The sequence below is a fragment of the Mesorhizobium comanense genome, from assembly GCF_005503535.1.
GTDB classification, from domain to species: domain Bacteria; phylum Pseudomonadota; class Alphaproteobacteria; order Rhizobiales; family Rhizobiaceae; genus Mesorhizobium; species Mesorhizobium comanense.
Window position 1 is genome coordinate 825379 of the sequence record NZ_SCNN01000001.1, and the last position, 18952, is coordinate 844330.

The window sequence follows — 18952 nt, forward strand, 5'->3', positions numbered from 1 at the left end:
TTTCCTCGGTGTTTCCCGCTCCGCTATTCGGCGGCGGGTTTGAACTGCGCGTGCTCGGTCGATTCATGCATGGCGGTCGTGGACGACTGGCCGCCGGTGATTGCCATCGACACGGCGTCGAAATAGCCGGTGCCGACCTCGCGCTGGTGCTTGGTGGCGGTGTAGCCGTTGGCCTCGGCGGCGAACTCGGCCTCCTGCAATTCGGAATAGGCCGCCATCTGTCGTGCCTTGTAGCCGCGGGCGAGCTCGAACATGCCGTAGTTGAGTTGGTGGAAGCCGGCGAGCGTGATGAACTGGAACTTGTAGCCCATAGCGCCGAGCTCCTTCTGGAACCGGGCGATCGTGGCGTCGTCGAGATTCTTCTTCCAGTTGAACGACGGCGAGCAATTATAGGCCAGCAGCTTGTCCGGGTGATGCCTGCGCACCCCCTCCGCGAACCTCCTGGCCTGCGCCAGGTCGGGCTTCGAGGTCTCGCACCAGATCAGGTCGGCGTGCGGCGCATAGGCGATCGCGCGGGCGATGCAGGGCTCGATGCCGTTCCTGACATGATAGAAGCCTTCGACGGTGCGGCCGGCGTCGTAGTCGACGAAGGGCTGGTCGCGCTCGTCGATGTCGGACGTCAGGAGTTTGGCGGCTTCCGCGTCGGTGCGCGCCACCACCAGGGTCGGCGTGCCCATCACGTCGGCGGCCAGCCGCGCGGCGTTGAGGTTGCGGATATGCGCCGCGGTCGGGATCAGCACCTTGCCGCCGAGATGGCCGCACTTCTTCTCCGACGCCAGTTGGTCCTCGTAATGGACGCCGGCCGCGCCCGCCTCGATGAACGCCTTCATGATCTCGAAGGCGTTGAGCGGGCCGCCGAAGCCGGCTTCGGCGTCGGCGACGATCGGCGCGAACCAGGTCTCGACCGAAAGCCCCTTGCCTTCGGAGGTTTCGATCTGGTCGGCGCGCTGCAGCGTGCGGTTGATCCGCTTGACGAGTTCCGGCGCGGCGTTGGCCGGGTAAAGCGACTGGTCCGGATACATTGCGGACGCCGTGTTGGCATCGGCCGCGACCTGCCAGCCCGACAGGTATATCGCCTTCAGCCCGGCGCGCACCTGCTGCATCGCCTGGTTGCCGGACATGGCGCCGAGCGCGTTGACGAAGTCCTCCTCATGGATGAGCTTCCACAACCGGTTGGCACCCATCTCGGCCAGACTCTGGCGGATCTGCACCGAACCGCGCAGCCGCTTCACATCGTCGGGCGAGTAGGGGCGTTCGATGCCGTCGAAGCGACCTTCAGGCGCCGAGGGAACAAGATTGTAAAAGTCGGTCATGGGTCACTCCGGGAGATTTCAGTTCGATTTCCAGGCGGCACATTTCTCTCCGCTGGAATGTGACTGAATTTACATTGCGGCGCGAAAGAGGACAGGGAAATCAACGCAAACGGCCAGAGATAAGGGAAAACTTGTATTGCGCTTGACAGGCTGGTACCGTAAATTTGTAATTATTGTAAAAGCCGGATCTGCAGGAGCGCAGCGGCGGCTGATGTAAATCTTGTCAAGGATCGCCGGGATGGCCGACCAGAAGATTTTCGCCGGACCGCGTATCCGCCGCATCCGCAATGCCAAGGGCCTGACGCAGACCGCCATGGCCGAAGGGCTGGGCATCTCGCCCTCTTATCTCAACCTGATCGAGCGCAACCAGCGGCCGCTCACGGTGCAATTGATTCTCAAGCTGGCGTCCGCCTACAAGGTCGATCCGCATGAACTGCAAGGCGAGGCAAGGGGGTCGGTCGCGGCCTTGAAGGAAGTGTTCGCCGATCCGCTGCTCGTCGGCGAATTGCCGGGCGACCAGGAACTGATCGAGCTGGCGGAGGCGGCGCCCAATGCGTCCGCCGCTGTGATAAAATTGTTCAGGGCCTATCGCGAGCAGGCCGAGCGGCTATCCGATCTCAGCGAGCTTCTGGCGCGGGAAGGCCGGGCGACCGCGCTGTCCGGCGCCCGCCTGCCGGTCGACGAGGTGCACGAGACTTTCGAGCGGCGGCCGAACCATTTCCCGGCCCTTGAGGGGGAGGCCGAGGCCTTCACCGCCGTGCTCGACCCTGGCGACGATCTGCTCGGCGCGCTGAAGGCGTGGCTGAGGCGCGAATACGGCATCGTGGTCAAGGTGCTGCCGGTCGCCACCATGCCGAACTGGCGCCGCCGCTACGATCGCCATTCGCAGCGCCTGTTCCTGTCTGAACGCCTGTCGCCGTTCGACCAGTTGCGCGAAGTCGCGATGGAGGCATGCCTGATCCGCATGACGGTCGCGGTCGCCGGCGAGATACAAGCCCTCAGACTGGGCACCGACGAAGCGCGCCGCCTTGCCCGCTTCGAACTCGGCCGCTACGCCGCGCACGCGCTGATGATGCCCTATCAGGCTTTTCACGCGGCGGCCCTGCGTTCGCGCTACGACATCGACGTGCTGCGCTCGCGCTTCGGCGTTTCCTTCGAACAAGCGGCAAACCGGTTGACGATGCTGCAAAGGCCGGGCGCTGCGGGCGTGCCCTTCTTCATGTTGGAGGTCGACAATGCCGGCAACCGCTTCCGCAGGGCCGGCAGCCAGGGTTTTCCGCACAGCCGCTTTGGCGGAAGCTGCCCAAAACTTCCCGTGCATGTCGCTTTCACCCAGCCCGGCCAGATCTTCGTCGAGGCTGTCGAAATGCCCGACGGGGCCGAATTCCTGTGCATTGCCCGCACGCTGGAGGGGCCGCAGGGCGCATTCGCGGAGCGGCCGCGCCGCACCGCGCTGCTGCTCGGCTGCGACATCGGCTTCCGCGACGATATCGTCTACGGCGCGGCTTTGCCCGCGACCGCCACTGCCGGAAAGCCGGCCGCGGTCGCGGCGACGCCCGTCGGGCCCGCATGCCGGCTTTGCGAGCGCGCCGGCTGCCTGGCGCGCGCCGAGCCGCCCGTGACGCGCCCGCTTGGCCTGGACGAGATGGTGACAGGCCTCAGCGCCTTCGATTTCCAGTAGCGCGGTGAAGTTCGCCGGATAGCGGCAGGTTGCCACAATTGTCGGCGGCCTCTGGATCACGCCCGGCCGACGGGTTTGCGTTTCGCGAACAGAGCAGTTTTTTGTCGCCCCTTGCGCATCGTCCCGTCCACAAAAGCTCGACAGTCGCGCTCATGACAGACGCAGCATCATCGCCGGGCCTTGTTGCATCCACCGCTCCGCAACGCGACGAGCGCCTCGGCATGCTCCTGGTGTTCCTGTCGGGGCTGATGTGGAGTTTCGGCGGCACCATTGCCCGCTTCATCACCGTCGGCGACAGTTGGACGGTTATCTTCTGGCGCTCGGCCTGGGCGGCCGCCTTCCTGATTTCCTTCATGGTCTGGCGCGACGGCTGGCGGGGCATGGTGAGAATGTTCCGTGACATGGGCCTGCCCGGCCTTGCCGTCGGCTTCTGCTTTGCCATCGCATCGACGGCCTTCGTCGTTGCGCTTGCCTACACCACTGTCGCCAACATCCTGTTGATGCAGGCTGGCGTGCCGCTTCTGGCGGCGCTGTTTTCCTGGCTGCTGTTTCGCGAGAAGGTCAGCATCGTGACCTGGGTGGCGATCGCCGCCGTCATTGCCGGTGTCGCCATCATGGTGTCGGAATCGCTCGATGGCGCGGTCTCGCCAATCGGCGACGGTCTGGCGCTGCTGATCGCGTTCATGTTCTCGATCGCCACCGTCATCACACGGCGCTTCGCCAATGTGCGCATGACGCCCGCGACCTGTCTCGGCACGATCCTGGCGGCGGGCTTCGCCGCATCGCAGGCATCGACCTTCACAGTGTCGGCTTCTGACATGGGCTTTCTTTTCGCCTTCGGCGTGGTCAATCTCGGCGTTGGACTTGCCTTCTTCGCCACCGGCGCGCGCCTGATCCCGGCGGCGATCGCGGCACTGCTCGGCACATTCGAGCCGATTCTGGGGCCGATATGGGTCTGGCTCATCCACTCGGAAGTCCCGTCCGGGCGCACCATCATTGGTGGTGCCGTCGTGGTAACGGCGCTGCTCGTTCATATCGGGCTCGAATTCAAGCGCCAGGCGCGGCCGCAACGCGCGGGAGTAACCGGGGTGCCGTCGCCTAATTGATGCGGCGCAGAAGCTTTGCCATTGACAACATCGCTGCCGCCCGGGCAGGCTGGGAACACGGCAACAACAAGACAGGCGTATCTTGCCAAGTCTCCCCGGCGGCCCGATCGAGACCGGACCATATTTCTGTACTTCTGTCCGCGCGGCGGCGAAAGCTTCTGACGGCGCCGTGATTCCTTCCAGCCCGGGACAGCCACGCGGCCGCAAAGGGGTTGCTGGCAAGCGGTTGTTGTCCCCTGGAAGGCTCAATAGTCTGAAGCAAACGCACGGCCGCGCGCAGCGCGCGACGAGCCGGCGATGGAACACTCACCAAAGGAGAATAGCATGATCCGCAAAGCGCTCTGGCTTTCGGCGACCTCGGTATTCCTGACGCTCTTCACGCCCGCCGGGCATGCCGAGGACCGCGTCGTCAACGTCTTCAACTGGTCGGATTACATCGACAGCTCGATCATCGACGATTTCACCAAGAAGACCGGCATCAAGGTCGTCTACGACACGTTCGATTCCAACGAGATCCTGGAGACCAAGCTGCTCGCCGGCGGCAGCGGCTATGACGTCGTCGTGCCGAGCGGCAACTTCCTGGCTCGCCAGATCCAGGCGGGGGTGTTCCAGAAACTCGACAAGTCGAAGCTGCCGAACCTCTCCAACATGTGGGACACGGTCTCTGAGCGAACCGCGAAATACGATCCGGGTAACGAATACTCGGTCAACTACATGTGGGGCACTGTCGGCATCGGCTACAACACCAAGAAAGTGCAAGCCGCCCTCGGCACCGACAAGATCGACAGCTGGGATGTGTTCTTCAATCCGGACAGCCTGGCCAAGTTGAAGGATTGCGGTGTCTATGTGTTGGACTCGCCGGCAGATATCATACCGGCCGCCCTGAAATATCTCGGCCTCGATCCCAACAGCACCTCGCCCGACGACATCTCCAAGGCCGAGGAAGCTCTCCTCAAGGTTCGCCCCTACATCCGGAAGTTCCACTCGTCCGAATACATCAACGCGCTTGCCAATGGCGACATCTGCCTGGCGGTCGGCTGGTCGGGCGACGTGTTCCAGGCCCGCAACCGCGCGGTCGAAGCCAAGCAAGGCGTCGAAATCGGCTATTCCGTGCCGAAGGAAGGTGCCCAGATGTGGTTCGATCAGATGGCGATCCCCGCCGATGCGCCGCATGTCCCCGAGGCACTTGAATTCATCAACTACATGATGACGCCGGAAGTGATCGCCAAATCGTCGAACTATGTCCTTTATGCCAACGGCAACAAGGCATCGCAGCAGTTCGTAGACAAGGCTCTTCTGGACGACCCGTCGGTTTATCCTGACGCGGCGACGCTGCAGAAGCTCTACACCGTCCAGCCATACGATCCCAAGACCCAGCGCATCATCACGCGCAGCTGGACCAAGATCGTCACCGGCCAATAAGCGGTTCGGCGCGACCCCGGCAGCCAACTGCCGGGGTCGATTTTTATTTTGGGGAATTCATTAAGCACGGAGTGGGGATATGAAATCGCTTGGCAGCATCCGCAGAGATTTTGCGCCATGGAACGACCCGAACGCCAAGCCATACATCCAGTTCGACAACGTCACCAAGAAGTTCGGTGACTTCACGGCCGTCAACAACCTGTCGCTGACCATATTCGAGCGTGAATTCTTCGCGCTGCTGGGAGCGTCCGGTTGCGGAAAGTCGACGCTGCTCAGGATGCTTGCCGGCTTCGAGGAGCCGACATCGGGCCGTATCCTGCTCGACGGCCAGGACCTGCGTGGCATCCCGCCCCATCGCCGGCCGGTCAACATGATGTTCCAGTCCTATGCGCTGTTCCCGCACATGACGGTGGAGAACAACATCGCCTTCGGCCTCAAGCAGGAAGGCATGCCCAAGCCCGATATCGAAAAGCGCGTCGCCGAGATGCTCAAGCTGGTCAAGCTCGAGCAGTTCGCCAAGCGCAAGCCGCACCAGCTCTCGGGCGGCCAGCGCCAGCGCGTGGCGCTCGCCCGCTCGGTCGCCAAGCGCCCGAAGGTGCTGTTGCTCGACGAGCCGCTGGGCGCCCTCGACAAGAAACTGCGCGAAGAGACCCAGTTCGAACTGATGGATCTGCAGCAGGAGCTTGGCCTCACCTTCGTCGTCGTCACGCACGATCAGGAGGAAGCCATGACCATGGCCGACCGCATCGCCATCATGGACAAGGGCGAAGTCATGCAGGTCGCGACGCCCGCCGAAGTCTACGAGGCTCCGACGTCGCGTTTCGTGGCCCATTTTGTCGGCAATGTGAACATGTTCGAGGGCAAGGTCGCCGAGCGGACGGCGAACACGACGCGCATCAAAGGCGCGACCGGGGCGGAGATCGTCGTCGACAATGCCGCCGAAAGCAGCAAGGGCGCCGACATCGTCTTCGCCATCCGGCCCGAGAAGATCAAAGTATCGTCCAAGAGGCCGGCCGACACGGTCAACGCCCTCGAAGGCGAGGTCTATGACGTGGCCTATCTCGGAGACATGACTGTCTATCACATCAAGCTCGACGATGGTCAGATCGTGCGGGCGAGCGCGCTGAACGCCTCGCGCATCACCGAGGACCCGCTGACCTGGAACGACCGTGCTTGGGTCTCCTTCCGGCCCGATGCCGGCGTCGTGCTGACAAGGTAGGAGGGGGATATGTCCAACATCGCCATCTCCGCCGCCGCCGCGCCGTCGGCCGCCTCCAAGCCGTTCCTGACGCGGCTTGGGACCGGCTTCGTCAACCGGCTCGTCATCATCGTGCCCTATGTCTGGCTGCTGTTTTTCTTCCTCGTCCCCTTTATCATCGTCTTCAAGATATCGCTGTCGCAGACGGCGATCGCCATGCCGCCCTACACGCCGGTGCTCGATTTCAGTGACGGCATTTCCGGCTTCTTCGCCGGGTTCCGCGAGCTCAACTTCGACAATTACGTCTGGCTGACCCAGGACGCGCTCTACTTCAAGGCCTATGTGACCAGCGTGGTCATCGCCGCCATTTCGACCGTGCTGACGCTGATCGTCGGCTATCCCATCGCCTATGGCATGGCGCGCGCGCCGGCCACCGTGCGCCCGACATTGCTGATGCTCGTCATCCTGCCGTTCTGGACGTCGTTTCTGATCCGCGTCTATGCCTGGATCGGCATCCTCAAGCCCGAGGGACTGCTCAACCAACTGCTTTTGTCGCTGCACATCATCAACCAGCCCCTGGTCATCCTCAACACCTACACGGCGATCTTCATCGGCATTGTCTATTCCTACCTGCCCTTCATGGTGCTGCCGCTCTATTCATCGCTGGAGAAGATGGACTATTCGCTGATCGAGGCGGCCAAGGATCTTGGCTGTCCGCCGACCGCAGCCTTCTGGAAAATCACCTTCCCGTTGTCGCTGCCGGGCGTCATCGCCGGCTGCCTGCTGGTGTTCATCCCGGCCGTTGGCGAGTTCGTCATCCCCGACCTTCTCGGCGGGTCGCAGACGCTGATGATCGGCAAGACCTTGTGGAACGAATTCTTCGCCAACCGCGACTGGCCGGTGTCGTCGGCGGTCGCCGTCATTCTGCTCTTGCTGCTGACCGTGCCCATCATGCTCTTCCAGCAGGCACAGGCGAAGGCACAGGAGCAGGGCAAATGAACACCACCTGGAGCCGTTTCAACGTCACCTCGATCGTGCTTGGCTTTGCCTTCCTCTATCTGCCGATCGTGCTGCTCATCGTCTTCTCCTTCAACGAATCCAAGCTCGTCACCGTCTGGGGCGGCTTCTCGACCAAATGGTACGTGTCGCTGTTTCACAATCAGGGCCTGATGGACGCCACCTGGGTAACCGCGCGCGTCGGCGTCATTTCGGCGACCGTGGCGACCGTGCTCGGCACGCTGGCTGCCCTTACCCTGACCCGCTACACGCGGTTCAGGGGCAGGGTGCTCTTTTCCGGTATGGTCTTCGCGCCGCTGGTCATGCCGGAAGTCATCACCGGCCTGTCGTTGCTCCTGCTCTTCGTTGCCGTGGGCCTCGACCGTGGGTTCTTCACCGTGACGCTGGCCCACATCACGCTGACCATGTGCTTCGTGGCTGTCGTCGTGCAGTCGCGCCTGGTGTCCTTCGACCGTTCCCTGGAGGAAGCGGCGATGGATCTCGGCGCAACGCCGGCAAAGACCTTCTTCCAGATTACGCTCCCGGTCATCATGCCGGCGATCGTGTCTGGCTGGATGCTGGCCTTCACCCTGTCGCTCGACGATCTGGTCATCGCCAGCTTCACCTCGGGGCCGGGCGCCACCACGCTGCCGATGAAGATCTACAGCCAGGTCCGCCTTGGCGTGACGCCGGAGATCAACGCCGCTTGCACCATCCTGATCGCGGTCGTTGCGGTCGGCGTCATCATCGCTTCGATCGCCAACAAGCGCCGCGAGGTGCAGCGCCAACTCGACGAGCAGGCGGCACAGCGCGGCTGAAAAGGAGCCGAGCCCGGGATCAAGGCGTTCCATCGTCTCATCAGACGGTGGAACGCAATTCCTGGTATGGCGCTATTCCCCCGACACGCCCCGGCTGATCGGTGAAATGAACGGCGTGCTCCACGTCCCGCCGACAAAGAAGGACGACTGGTTGGGGCCTTGCTGGCCGGCCTTTTGCGCGGCGGCCTGGTCCGGCTGGATCACACCGCCCGACAGCGCCAGCCCGCGTCCGGCATAGGAGGCGATGCCCGAAAGCCAGATCTTGTACTTGGCCGAATTGGCTTCGGCCTTGTCCAGCCTTGCCACGCCCCTGGAGATGGTTGCCTTCACTTCGGCGCCATCGATCGGCAGCGTTCCATCCGAAACGTCGTCGAGCGCGAAGAAGCCGCCCTGTTCGGTGTGCTTGAGGAACGCCGGCAGATTGAATTTGCTGAGCGCGCCGGGGCCGAAGGTCGCCGAGACCGAGCCGTCGGCGTTCTCGAAGATCGAATCCCAGGTTCTGCCGGGTCCCTTGAGGATCACCGAGACGGTCCCCGTGCCGACGGGCACCAGCCGGGTCATGCCGGCCGCCGTGCCGAACGCGCCGCCATCGACATCGGAAGCCAGGAGCCGGATTTCGACCTGCGTGCCTTCCGGCTTGCGGTCGAAGCGAAGGCTGGTCTGGAGATTGCCGCCGAAGGCCGAGGCGTCGGAGATATCGAAGACGGAAAGGCCGTCCTTGACCTGCGCGGTCGCGGCGACATCGGCGAGCTGGATCGGACCTGCCGTGGCGTGCGCCGCCGACAGCCTGAGATCGAGGTTGATCCGGTCGGCGAAACTCGTGTCGACCTCAGGTCCTGAACCGCTGGCCGGCCCCAGCGGGGTAAAGGCGGACAGAAACGACCTGAGGTCGAGCGTATCGAAAGCGAGCGTGCCCGAGATCACCGGCTGCGCGTCGCCCAGCGAGACGTCCAGCGCGCCCATGCCCGGATTGTTGTCCAGCGCCAAGGCCGTGTTCTCGAACTTGACGCGTCCGGCAGACGCCGTGACCTTGCTCGAAATGCTGACCGAACCGATCGCGGCGCTCGGTGCGATGCCGGCTTGCGACCATTCCAGGACCCGGCGCAGCGAGGGTGCGGCGAACTTCACCTGGCCGTCGAAGTAACCATTGTTGGACATGCTGGCCGTGCCATCGAACGAGAAGGTGGCTGGTGCCGCCTTGAACGACAGAGTGAGCGGTGCCATGCCGCCGGCAAACAGCACCAGCGGCTTGGCCGAAGTGGCGTCCACGGTCACGCTTTCGCCGCGCCATATTCCGGTCGCCGACAGCGTTGCGTCGCTGTTCATCGCCGCCCAGGTCGCCTTGCCGTTGAGGCTGCTCAGGATTTCCACGTCTTTGCCGTTGACGGAAGCGACCATTCGGCCGTCCCTGAACTCCACCGTGCCGAAGGCATCGGCCGGCAGCTTGGCGAGATCCGGCTTGGCGGGGTCGGCATTGACCACGCCGCGGGCCGTGTCGATGGAGCGCGCGATGCGGCCGCCCGTCGGGGCCGTGGGCAGGAACAGGCCGTCCGTGGTGCGCTGAACGCGGATCGTCGGCCGCACCAGCCGCGCTGTCGAAAACACCACATCGCCTTGCAGCGCCGCCATTGCCGAGAGGTCGACTTCGACCCGTTCGGCCTCGACCACCGGCGGCGCGTCGCCGTCCGTCCACTTCGACAGCGTCACATCGGTCAGGATGGCGCGGAACTTGGGCCAGACCTCGATGCGCGGCGAACCGTCGATGGCGACCCGAAAACCGCTCCAGGCGCTCATCTCCCAGGCGATCCGGTCACGCACGATCCGCGTCGAAGCGATCAGCGGCAGGGCGGCGACCACCAGGGCAATAACGATCACGGCAGCGCCGATCGCCCATATTCCACGGCGGATCAAGGATGATGGCATATCGCCCCGTATGCTTCCATTCCGGCAAAAATCGTCCGGCGAGTGTAATCCCCCGGTCGTCACTACGACCTTGGGCCGAGGCATTTCAAGTCTTTATGGCCCGGCGATGGCATTTGCGCACATCTCACCACATCGGCTGAACAAAATCTTGCTCTGCTGCGCTGCAATATGCATAAGCGGTGACGACCTGGGAGGATCGATCATGGCTGCTGAAGTACCGCTCTGGACCCCCTCGCAAGACCAGATTGACGCCGCGCCGCTCACCGCTTTCATCAAGTCCGCGCAGGCGGCTACTGGTACGGCATTCCCCTCCTACAGCGATCTCCACCGCTGGTCGGTCGAGAACCGCGAGGCGTTCTGGAGCCTCGTCTGGGATTTCTGCGGCATCGCGGGTGACAGGGGCGAGCATGTTCTTACCGATGGCGACAGGATGCCCGGCGCTGCGTTCTTCCCCGATGCGACCCTGAATTTCGCCGAGAACCTCCTGAAAAAGACCGGTACCGGCGAGGCGATCGTGTTTCGCGGCGAGGACAAGGTCGAGCGCCGGCTGTCCTGGAGCGAACTGCATGGCCTGGTGTCGCGTCTGCAGCAGCTTTTCGTCTCGCTCAAGGTCAAGAAGGGCGACCGCATCGCCGCCATGATGCCCAATATGCCCGAAAGCGTCGCAGCCATGCTGGCGGCGGCGTCCATCGGCGCGGTGTGGTCATCCTGCTCCCCCGATTTCGGCGAGCAGGGCGTGCTCGACCGCTTCGGCCAGATCGAACCCGTCATCTTCATCGCGCCCGACGGCTATTGGTACAATGGCAAGGCGATCGAGGTCGCCGACAAGGTGGCGGCGGTCGCGGCCAAGCTTGGCCGCGTCCGCAAGGTGCTGCTCGTCGACTATCTCGGCACCTCGACGGACGTGGCCGATACCATCGACAAGGCCGTGGCGATGGAGGAGGCGCTGTCGCCCTTCGCCGTCAAGCCAGTCACTTTCGAGCGGCTGCCGTTCTCGCATCCGCTCTACATTCTGTTTTCGTCGGGAACCACAGGCATTCCCAAATGCATCGTGCATTCGGCTGGCGGAACGCTGATCCAGCATGTCAAGGAACACCGCCTGCATGCCGGTCTCTGCGATGGCGACCGCTTCTTTTATTTCACGACCTGCGGCTGGATGATGTGGAACTGGCTGGTGTCGGGCCTCGCCTCCGGCGCCACCTTGCTGCTCTACGACGGCTCGCCTTTCTATCCCGACGGCAACGCGCTGTTCGATTTCGCCGATGCCGAGAAGATGACCTTCTTCGGCACGTCGGCCAAGTTCATCGATTCCGTGCGCAAGGCAGGCCTCAAGCCGATCCGCAGCCATGACCTGTCCACGGTGCGCGCCATCTCCTCGACGGGCTCGCCGCTGTCGCCGGAAGACTTCCGCTTCGTTTATGACGGCATCAAGCAGGACGTGCACCTGGCCTCCGTATCCGGCGGCACCGATATCGTCTCGTGCTTCGTGCTCGGCGTTCCGATCGAGCCCGTCTGGACCGGAGAAATCCAGGGACCCGGCCTTGGCCTCGCGGTCGATGTCTGGGACGATGACGGCAAGCCGATCAGGCAGGAGAAGGGTGAACTGGTCTGCACCAGGGCATTCCCGTCGATGCCGATCGGCTTCTGGAACGATCCCGACGGCAAGAAATATCGGGCCGCTTATTTCGAACGCTTCGACAACATCTGGTGCCATGGCGATTTCGCCGAATGGACCGGGCATGGCGGCATGATCATCCATGGCCGTTCGGACGCAACGCTCAATCCGGGCGGCGTGCGTATCGGCACGGCCGAGATCTACAACCAGGTCGAGCAGATGCCGGAAATCCTGGAAGCATTGTGCATCGGCCAGGATTTCGAAAACGACGTACGCGTCGTGCTGTTCGTGCGGCTGGCCGCGGGCGTCAAACTGGACGAGGATCTGGAAAAACGCATCCGCGCCAAGATCCGGACAGGCGCCAGCCCGCGCCATGTGCCGGCGAGGATCGTCGCGGTGTCGGACATTCCGCGCACCAAGTCTGGCAAGATCACGGAGCTTGCCGTGCGTGACGTGGTTCATGGCCGCGCCATAAAGAACAAGGAGGCGCTCGCCAACCCGGAGGCGCTGGAACTGTTCAGAAACCTGCCGCAGCTTGCGCAATGACGCCGCAGGCATGGTTAATGAAATCTGTCGCGCGAATTTACCTAGATTTCACGAGTGGTACACATTCGTAAATTTTCCGGCGGCCCGGTAAGGAGTTGTTAAGGCCCGACGCCGATAGTCGCACATAACTTGAGGGAGAAATCCCGTTCCTCAGCCCCCGGAGGATCTGAATTCGCTCAAGCCCCCGTTGTGACAGCAATCCCATCTCTTAAGGCGTCCGTTTGGACGCCTTTTCTTTGTCTGGGCGGCTGCTTTTGAAGCTGCGGCCTACTCCGCCAGCACCCGGGTGGATGGGAAGGCAACCTCCACCAACGTGCCTTCGCCGGGCGTCGAACTGATGGTGAAACGGGCGCGGTTCGCCTCCACCATCGCCTTGGTCAGCGGCAGGCCGAGGCCGGTGCCGTCGCCGCGTCCGCGCTTCAGCGCGTTGATCTGCTTGAACGGCTTCAGCGCCTGCTCGATCTCGGCGTGGCTCATGCCGATCCCGGTGTCGCGCACCCGCATGACGACGTCGCCCGAGCTCTCATAGGCGGTCGAGACGATCACCTGGCCGCCGGCCTGGGTGTAGCGGATGGCGTTCGACAGGATGTTGAGCGCGATCTGGCGCACGCTGCGCAGATCCGCCACCACTTCGGGCAGCCGCGAGGCGAAGCTGGAGCGGATGATGACACGTTCGCGGTTGGCCTGCGGCTGCATCATCGCAACGGTCTCGGCCAGCGTGTCGTTGAGCGACACCGCTTCATAGGCCATTTCCTGCTGCCCGGCCTCGATCTTGGAGATGTCGAGCAGGTCGTTGACCAGGTCGAGCACATGGTTGCCCGAGCGGTTGATGTCTCTGAGATAGTCGCGGTAGCGGTCATTGGCCACCGGACCGAACTTCTCGTCGACCATCAGTTCGGAAAAGCCGATGATGGCGTTGAGCGGCGTGCGAATCTCGTGGCTGATGCGGGCGAGGAAATCGGTCTTCTGCGAGGACGCGCGCTCGGCCACCGCGCGCGCCTGGGTCAGATCCTCCTCGGCCCGCTTCCATTGCGTGATGTCGCGCACCACGGCGCAGAAGCCGCTGTCGTTCGGCAGCCGGCCGATGGTCATGAACAGCGGGATGAAACGCCCTTGCGCTTCGCGGCCGATGACCTCGCGGCCGTCATTCAGCACGCTTGCCACGCCGGGTTCCGAGAGGCCGCTGAGATAGTCGCGCGCCGCGCGCTGGCTTTCGATGGCAAACAGCGAGGCGAACGGCTTGCCGGTCACCTCGTCGCTGTCGAAACCAAACAGCGCTTCGGCCGGACGGCTGATCGAGCGGATGGCGCCGTCACTGCCGATCAGCACGACGCCATCGGTGGCGGTGTCGATGATGGTGCGCATCTCGGCGATGCGTGCCTTAAGGTCTGAGATATCGGGCTGCGTCTGCTCCTCGCCCACGGCGTGCAAGGCGACAGGCGCTTCGTCCTCGCCGGAACGGCGCACCACCAGCATCAGCGCCTTGCCGTCGCGCCAGGGCACGGACCGCAGGATGGCGTCGATCGGGAATTCCTGTCCGTCGTGTGTCCTCAGCCGCAATGCCCGGTCGCTGCCATCGGATGCGCTGTCATCGGCATAGGGATCGGCAAACAAGGCGCCAAGGCCGCCGGCATCCTCCAGATCCTCGAGCGTGTCGTAACCGGTCAGGTCGAGGAATTCCTCATTGGCATAGTGCAACTGGTCGCCCGAATGGATGAGCAGCGGCACCGGCAGCTTGCCGAGCAGCGAGGTATCGGGAGCCTTGTTCTCGTCGCCGACGGAAAAAGCCGACGGCACGAAGCCTTCGGTCCTGAGCGGCGGCACTTGCAGGCGCGGGCGTTGTATCGCGGCCGCGTCGCTCGTCGTTACAGTCTCCGTGGCAGCGACGGCCGACGGCGCAGCCTGGCTGTGTGTCTCAGCCCCACTGGGCGTCGCTTCGGTGCCTTCGGCCCAATCCTCGCTGTCCTCGGCATCGCGGAAGTCGGCCGAGGTCATGCTGTCATCGTCATTGGCGGCCGCATGGCCATCTTCCGAGGATGCCGGTTCGCCGTCCATCGCGGCCGGTTCGGTACTGGCGGCCTCCGTGCCTGTCGGTTCGGAGGCCGTCGGCGTGCCCGCGCTCGAATTGGGTTCGTCGTGGCGATCGGCGTAGCTGAGCAGTGAGCCACTGGCCGCGGACGGTATCTCCGTCTGCTCCCCATGGGCCACGTCATCGGGATGGGCGCCGTCGAGCCGTGCAAGATCCGCTTCGTCCTGGGCATCGGCATCGGATGCCTCGGGCGGCATCGCGTCGTCCTCGGGCCGCGACGGGGAGCTCTCGTTGTCCTGTGCTCGCGGGCTGGCCTCGGGCGTCGCCGCAACCACGCCGACGGGTTCGACCGGCGCTTCCGCCTTCGTTGCCGGCGCCTCTGCCACGGTTTCGGCCATCGGCTCGGCTGTTGCATGAACCACCGATTCCGGGGCGCCTTCGACGGCCGGCGCCTCAGCCTTCGGCGGCTCGGCCGGAGGATTGTCCTTCTTCAGCCGCTCGCCGATCTCCCGGAAGGCGCTGCGCTCCAGCGTCGACAATCCCTTGTCGTTGGCCGGTTGCCGGTGCTCTGCCAGCCGGATCACCTTGTCGGCAAAGCGGCGCTCCGGTTTCGGAACGATGGTCAGCGCCGGCACCTCGCCTTTGAACGGATCGTCCGCCTTCGGCTCCAAGGTCTTGGGCGGCTCTTCCCCGGCCGGTTCAAGCTTGGGTTCGTCGGCCTTCGGCTGCTCGGCTGCCGGTCCGGCGTCCTGCGTCGCCGCCACCTCGCCATTGGGCACCAGCGCCATGCCGATCGCTTCCGGATCCACCACGGCATCGCCGCTGCGGGCAACGCCAAAACCACGGAATCCCTCGAAGGCGCGGCTGCGGCCATAGACGGGCAGGGCGGCCAGGTCGACCGGTATCTTCATGTCGGTGCCGACGACCGGCCACAGCACGGAACGGCCCGACCAGGTGTCGCGCCGTTCCAGAAGGCCGGCGATCTCGCCCGACGCATCGAGGCCGAAAGCGGCCGCGACATCCCTGAAACGCCGGCCGATCACATCGGCGGCCGGTTTGCCGACGATGTCGGCAAATTCCGGCGACAGGGCGCTGAATTTACCCTCGGCGTCGGTGCGCCAGACAAAGCGCAATGGCGCCGCATTGCGGTCTATCGTCCTGGCCGTCGGTGTTGCGGCTGGCGCAGGCACGGCGGGTTCATCCTGTTTCGCGCTTTCGGTCGGAGTGTGGGAACCGGTCGCTTCGGCCACGCTTTCCGTGTCTGGGGCGACTGGCTCGGGACGCGCATCGTCTTCGCCGGAATTGAAGTACCAATGATCGTGCTGCGCCGGCGTGACATCCGTAATCCGCTGGTCATCCACGGCGGCGACCTGCGCCGGCTCGGGCTGCTCCTCGATCTTGTGCGCTGCTGTCTCCGGCGCGTCCTCGGCCGCCGGCTCGGAGGGGGCGGGTGCTTGCTCGGCCTCGGCGACAGGAGGCGACTGCTCCATCGGCTCCGCCCGTGGCGCCTCCGCTGCCGGCTGGTTGTCTTGCCGGGGGCCGGGGTCCGCGAGGGCCTCTTCGGTCGCCGCTGCCGCGTCATCGATCCTGTCGGCGGGGCCTGCCGCGACGGTCAAAGGGCCATTCTCCGGCGGCATTGGCGCCGTGGCATTGTCTTCGAGCTGATCTTCATCGATCACGACCAGCAGATGCCGCTCCGGCGTCAGCTGCGCCAGTCCAGCCGGGTATGATGTCTTGCCACCCGGAACCAGGCGCTTGACGATCCGCTCGCCTTCGGCGGCCACGTCGGCCACCAGCGCGGCCAGCGTCGCCGGCTGGATGCCGAGTGCCGGAAATCCGTCGGAGGCCGCCTCGACATTGCCCCTGGCGTCGACAAAGGCGATGAAGTGGCCGTCCTCGGTAAAGCCGCTGATCGCCTTGGCGGCGATTTCGGCCGCGCTTCGCGAGCCGGTCTGCGCCGCGGGCACGGCCAGCATGATCGCCTTCTCGCCATCGGGCAGGGTCACGGCACTTGCCAGGAAGCCGACGGCGCGGCTGGTCATGCCGGTCGCAAGCCGGACGGTGATGGCGCGGTCGCTGCCGATCTCGGGAAAACCGCTGGTCGCCGTGATCTGGCGGCGGGCGATCAAAGGCAGCCGCGCCGAGGCGCCGATGATCGCTTCGATATCGGGGTAGCCGAACACGGCGGCTCCCGGCCCGTTGGCCCAGATCACCTGCTCGAGGTCCACCGACAGAATCGCGATCGCGTCGCCAGCGGCAAAGCGCTGGCGGACCGCGTCAAGCACGGCGACGTCAAGGAAGGAGTATTCGGACGGCATGCGCTTGGCGAATCCTCACGGGCAGCGAATTTGCAGTTAACGCTTTGTTAATAAAAGCCTCGGCCGCGAAGGTCCACAAGCCAGAACGTGCAAAGCCTGGAATTTGGGCTTTTGGTTAACGCTGGGAAAGATTCTTTTTGTGCACTGCAACAAAGATATTGCAATGCACAAAATTTGCCTTTATATTGCCACCATACATGAACGAGACGGCTTTCTGTCAAAGCCGCTGCCGCTGAAAAGGATGGAAAATGTCCAGGACCAAGACTGCCGAGACGATCGAAAACGTTGAATTCCCGAGCTTCGACGCTTCCAAGGCCACCGACCAGATCCGCGCTTTCGCCGAAAAGGGCGTTGAGCAGTCGAAAGAGGCCTACGCCAAGCTCAAGACCGGCGCCGAGGAGACCCAGAAGGCTCTGGAGTCGACCTACGAGACCGCCAAGACTGTTTCCAGCGACCTGTCGCTCAAGACCATTGCCGCGCTGCGCGCCAATGCCGAAGCCGGCTTCTCGCATCTCGAAGCCCTGATCGGCGCCAAGTCGCTATCGGAAGTCGTCGAGCTGCAGACCGCCTTCCTGCGCAAGCGCGTCGAGATGGGCGTCGAGCAAGCCAAGGACTTCCAGGCTGTTGCCTCCAAGGCGGCCGAAGAGGTCTCCAAGCCGATCAAGACCGCCTTCGAGAAGGCGATCAAGGAAGTTAAGGCTGCCTGATATCTGCGCATCGTCTGCGGATGCAACAAAACGTCGCATTTTGTCAGACAAATAGATGTGAGATATTGACGGTCAAATGAATACCCGGCGGGCCGAACCTCCTCCCTCTGCCTCCGGGGTGACCAGCCAGCACCTCCTCCCGCTGGCTCGTAACAGGAAAAGGCCGGCACCTCCTCCCGCCGGCCTTTTTCTTTGCCCTGCGTTTCTCTCCGGGTGGCCGAACCGGATGTGGGCAAGTGCGCTTTGCTTTCCAAAGGCCTTGAATTAAAATCCATAAGCCCGTAAGGACGCATCGCCGAACGACAGAGCGCGGAACGAGTTCTCCTTGATCCCCGCTCAGGCAAGTGTGCCGTTGTAGCTCAGCTGGTTAGAGCGCCGGATTGTGGATCCGGAGGTCGCTGGTTCGATCCCAGCCAACGGTACCATCGGCTTCTCCGATAAATCATTGAAATTAATGAGGAATTCTACGCGTCGAGCCGCCTTTTGTGCCGTAGTGGCTTTTTGTGATACAAACGGTCTCTTTAAGGCATAGGACGCGTGGTCTACCGTCCGATCCGTGCTCCGGGCGCTGAGTTGCCTTTGAACGCGGTGACATCGAACCCGATTGATACCCAAGCTTTAAGAAGTTTTCTGAGGATCGCGTCCCTCACCCACACCCTTCACCGCGAGGATAGGGGTAGACCGGGTTGGCCGGCGGATGCTTCCTGGCGCAGTCTAAAGCGGCAACCGGTTCGACCGCTTGATCTGCGCCAGGGCAAAGCTCGATTCGATAGACGCAACGCCATCCAACCGGGTCAACTTTTCCTTCAGGAAGCGCTCATAGGCGTGCAGGTCGCGCACGACGACGCGAAGCAGGTAATCGCGCTGACCTGTCATCAGGTAGCAGTCGACGACCTCCGGCCAGCGCGTGATCGCCGCGTTGAAGCGTTCGAGCTCGTCTTCGCGCTGACGCTCCAGCTTGATTGATGCGAATACCGAAATCGGCAGGTCAACAAGATCCTGGTCGATGACGGCGGTGTAGCTGGTGATGACGCCCATGTCCTCCATCAACCGCACCCGCCGCGCGCAGGGCGATGCCGACAGGCCGACCTTTTCGGCAAGCTGTTGCGCCGTCATGCGCCCGTCGATTTGCAGCGCATCGATGATCTTGCGGTCGATATCATCGAGCCTAGTTTTTGGCATGAAACACCATTCTTGATGTCAGAATTGACGAGAATACCTAAACTGGCCTCGTTGGAGGTGCAAGTTTGGCGAAAACCGCCTGTAGGCCTGACATATGC

General features: G+C 63.5%; 12 protein-coding genes and 1 tRNA gene. 9 read left to right on the forward strand and 4 right to left on the reverse strand.

Annotated elements, in window-relative coordinates:
- Positions 1–23 precede the first annotated feature (23 nt).
- Positions 24–1313 (reverse strand): isocitrate lyase, encoded by a 1290-nt coding sequence (gene aceA, locus FFS37_RS03865; RefSeq protein WP_137929595.1) that lies wholly within the window; start codon positions 1311–1313, stop codon positions 24–26.
- 238 nt (positions 1314–1551) lie between these two features.
- Here aceA and FFS37_RS03870 point away from each other — a divergent pair, with 238 nt between their 5' ends.
- From FFS37_RS03870 to FFS37_RS03895, 6 genes are all read left to right on the forward strand, one after another.
- Complete coding sequence (locus FFS37_RS03870) at positions 1552–2994, forward strand: helix-turn-helix domain-containing protein (protein WP_137929596.1); 1443 nt, start codon at positions 1552–1554, stop codon at positions 2992–2994.
- A 152-nt stretch (positions 2995–3146) separates the two neighbouring features.
- Positions 3147–4100, forward strand: coding sequence for a DMT family transporter (locus tag FFS37_RS03875; RefSeq protein ID WP_137929597.1), 954 nt, complete (start codon positions 3147–3149; stop codon positions 4098–4100).
- 324 nt (positions 4101–4424) lie between these two features.
- The gene (locus FFS37_RS03880) at positions 4425–5522 is read left to right on the forward strand and encodes a polyamine ABC transporter substrate-binding protein (RefSeq protein WP_137929598.1); all 1098 of its coding nucleotides are present in this window, start codon (positions 4425–4427) and stop codon (positions 5520–5522) included.
- A 79-nt stretch (positions 5523–5601) separates the two neighbouring features.
- Positions 5602–6741, forward strand: a complete 1140-nt coding sequence (locus FFS37_RS03885; protein WP_137929599.1) for an ABC transporter ATP-binding protein — start codon at positions 5602–5604, stop codon at positions 6739–6741.
- 9 nt (positions 6742–6750) lie between these two features.
- Positions 6751–7719, forward strand: coding sequence for an ABC transporter permease subunit (locus FFS37_RS03890; RefSeq protein WP_137929600.1), 969 nt, complete (start codon positions 6751–6753; stop codon positions 7717–7719).
- Positions 7716–8534 (forward strand): ABC transporter permease, encoded by an 819-nt coding sequence (locus tag FFS37_RS03895; RefSeq protein ID WP_137929601.1) that lies wholly within the window; start codon positions 7716–7718, stop codon positions 8532–8534. The genes FFS37_RS03890 and FFS37_RS03895 overlap by 4 nt, the downstream gene beginning before the upstream one ends.
- A gap of 72 nt (positions 8535–8606) precedes the next feature.
- Here the strand turns inward: FFS37_RS03895 and FFS37_RS03900 are convergent, their stop codons facing one another.
- Complete coding sequence (locus FFS37_RS03900; protein WP_137929602.1) at positions 8607–10457, reverse strand: AsmA family protein; 1851 nt, start codon at positions 10455–10457, stop codon at positions 8607–8609.
- Between the two features lie 202 nt (positions 10458–10659).
- Between FFS37_RS03900 and FFS37_RS03905 the strand changes: the two genes are divergently transcribed.
- On the forward strand, positions 10660–12618 hold the full coding sequence (locus tag FFS37_RS03905; protein ID WP_137929603.1) for an acetoacetate--CoA ligase: 1959 nt from the start codon (positions 10660–10662) through the stop codon (positions 12616–12618).
- 267 nt (positions 12619–12885) lie between these two features.
- Here the strand turns inward: FFS37_RS03905 and FFS37_RS03910 are convergent, their stop codons facing one another.
- Entirely contained in the window at positions 12886–16965 is a 4080-nt protein-coding gene (locus FFS37_RS03910) for a PAS domain S-box protein (RefSeq protein ID WP_137929604.1), read from the reverse strand.
- A 248-nt stretch (positions 16966–17213) separates the two neighbouring features.
- Here FFS37_RS03910 and FFS37_RS03915 point away from each other — a divergent pair, with 248 nt between their 5' ends.
- Both FFS37_RS03915 and FFS37_RS03920 read left to right on the forward strand, forming a co-directional pair.
- Positions 17214–17672: a phasin gene (locus FFS37_RS03915; protein WP_137929605.1), complete on the forward strand. Its 459-nt coding sequence runs from the start codon at positions 17214–17216 to the stop codon at positions 17670–17672.
- A gap of 348 nt (positions 17673–18020) precedes the next feature.
- Positions 18021–18097, forward strand: a tRNA-His gene (locus tag FFS37_RS03920).
- Positions 18098–18386: 289 nt separating this feature from the next.
- Here FFS37_RS03920 and FFS37_RS03925 read toward each other — a convergent pair.
- The gene (locus FFS37_RS03925; protein ID WP_137929606.1) at positions 18387–18854 is read right to left on the reverse strand and encodes an Lrp/AsnC family transcriptional regulator; all 468 of its coding nucleotides are present in this window, start codon (positions 18852–18854) and stop codon (positions 18387–18389) included.
- Between the last annotated feature and the right edge of the window lie 98 nt (positions 18855–18952).

Excerpts from the sequence above, each read along its gene's own strand:
- aceA (WP_137929595.1), bottom strand. The coding sequence starts at position 1,313 with ATGACCGACTTTTACAATCTTGTTCCCTCGGCGCCTGAAGGTCGCTTC.
- FFS37_RS03870 (WP_137929596.1), top strand. The coding sequence starts at position 1,552 with ATGGCCGACCAGAAGATTTTCGCCGGACCGCGTATCCGCCGCATCCGC.
- FFS37_RS03875 (WP_137929597.1), top strand. The coding sequence starts at position 3,147 with ATGACAGACGCAGCATCATCGCCGGGCCTTGTTGCATCCACCGCTCCG.
- FFS37_RS03880 (WP_137929598.1), top strand. The coding sequence starts at position 4,425 with ATGATCCGCAAAGCGCTCTGGCTTTCGGCGACCTCGGTATTCCTGACG.
- FFS37_RS03885 (WP_137929599.1), top strand. The coding sequence starts at position 5,602 with ATGAAATCGCTTGGCAGCATCCGCAGAGATTTTGCGCCATGGAACGAC.
- FFS37_RS03890 (WP_137929600.1), top strand. The coding sequence starts at position 6,751 with ATGTCCAACATCGCCATCTCCGCCGCCGCCGCGCCGTCGGCCGCCTCC.
- FFS37_RS03895 (WP_137929601.1), top strand. The coding sequence starts at position 7,716 with ATGAACACCACCTGGAGCCGTTTCAACGTCACCTCGATCGTGCTTGGC.
- FFS37_RS03900 (WP_137929602.1), bottom strand. The coding sequence starts at position 10,457 with ATGCCATCATCCTTGATCCGCCGTGGAATATGGGCGATCGGCGCTGCC.
- FFS37_RS03905 (WP_137929603.1), top strand. The coding sequence starts at position 10,660 with ATGGCTGCTGAAGTACCGCTCTGGACCCCCTCGCAAGACCAGATTGAC.
- FFS37_RS03910 (WP_137929604.1), bottom strand. The coding sequence starts at position 16,965 with ATGCCGTCCGAATACTCCTTCCTTGACGTCGCCGTGCTTGACGCGGTC.
- FFS37_RS03915 (WP_137929605.1), top strand. The coding sequence starts at position 17,214 with ATGTCCAGGACCAAGACTGCCGAGACGATCGAAAACGTTGAATTCCCG.
- FFS37_RS03925 (WP_137929606.1), bottom strand. The coding sequence starts at position 18,854 with ATGCCAAAAACTAGGCTCGATGATATCGACCGCAAGATCATCGATGCG.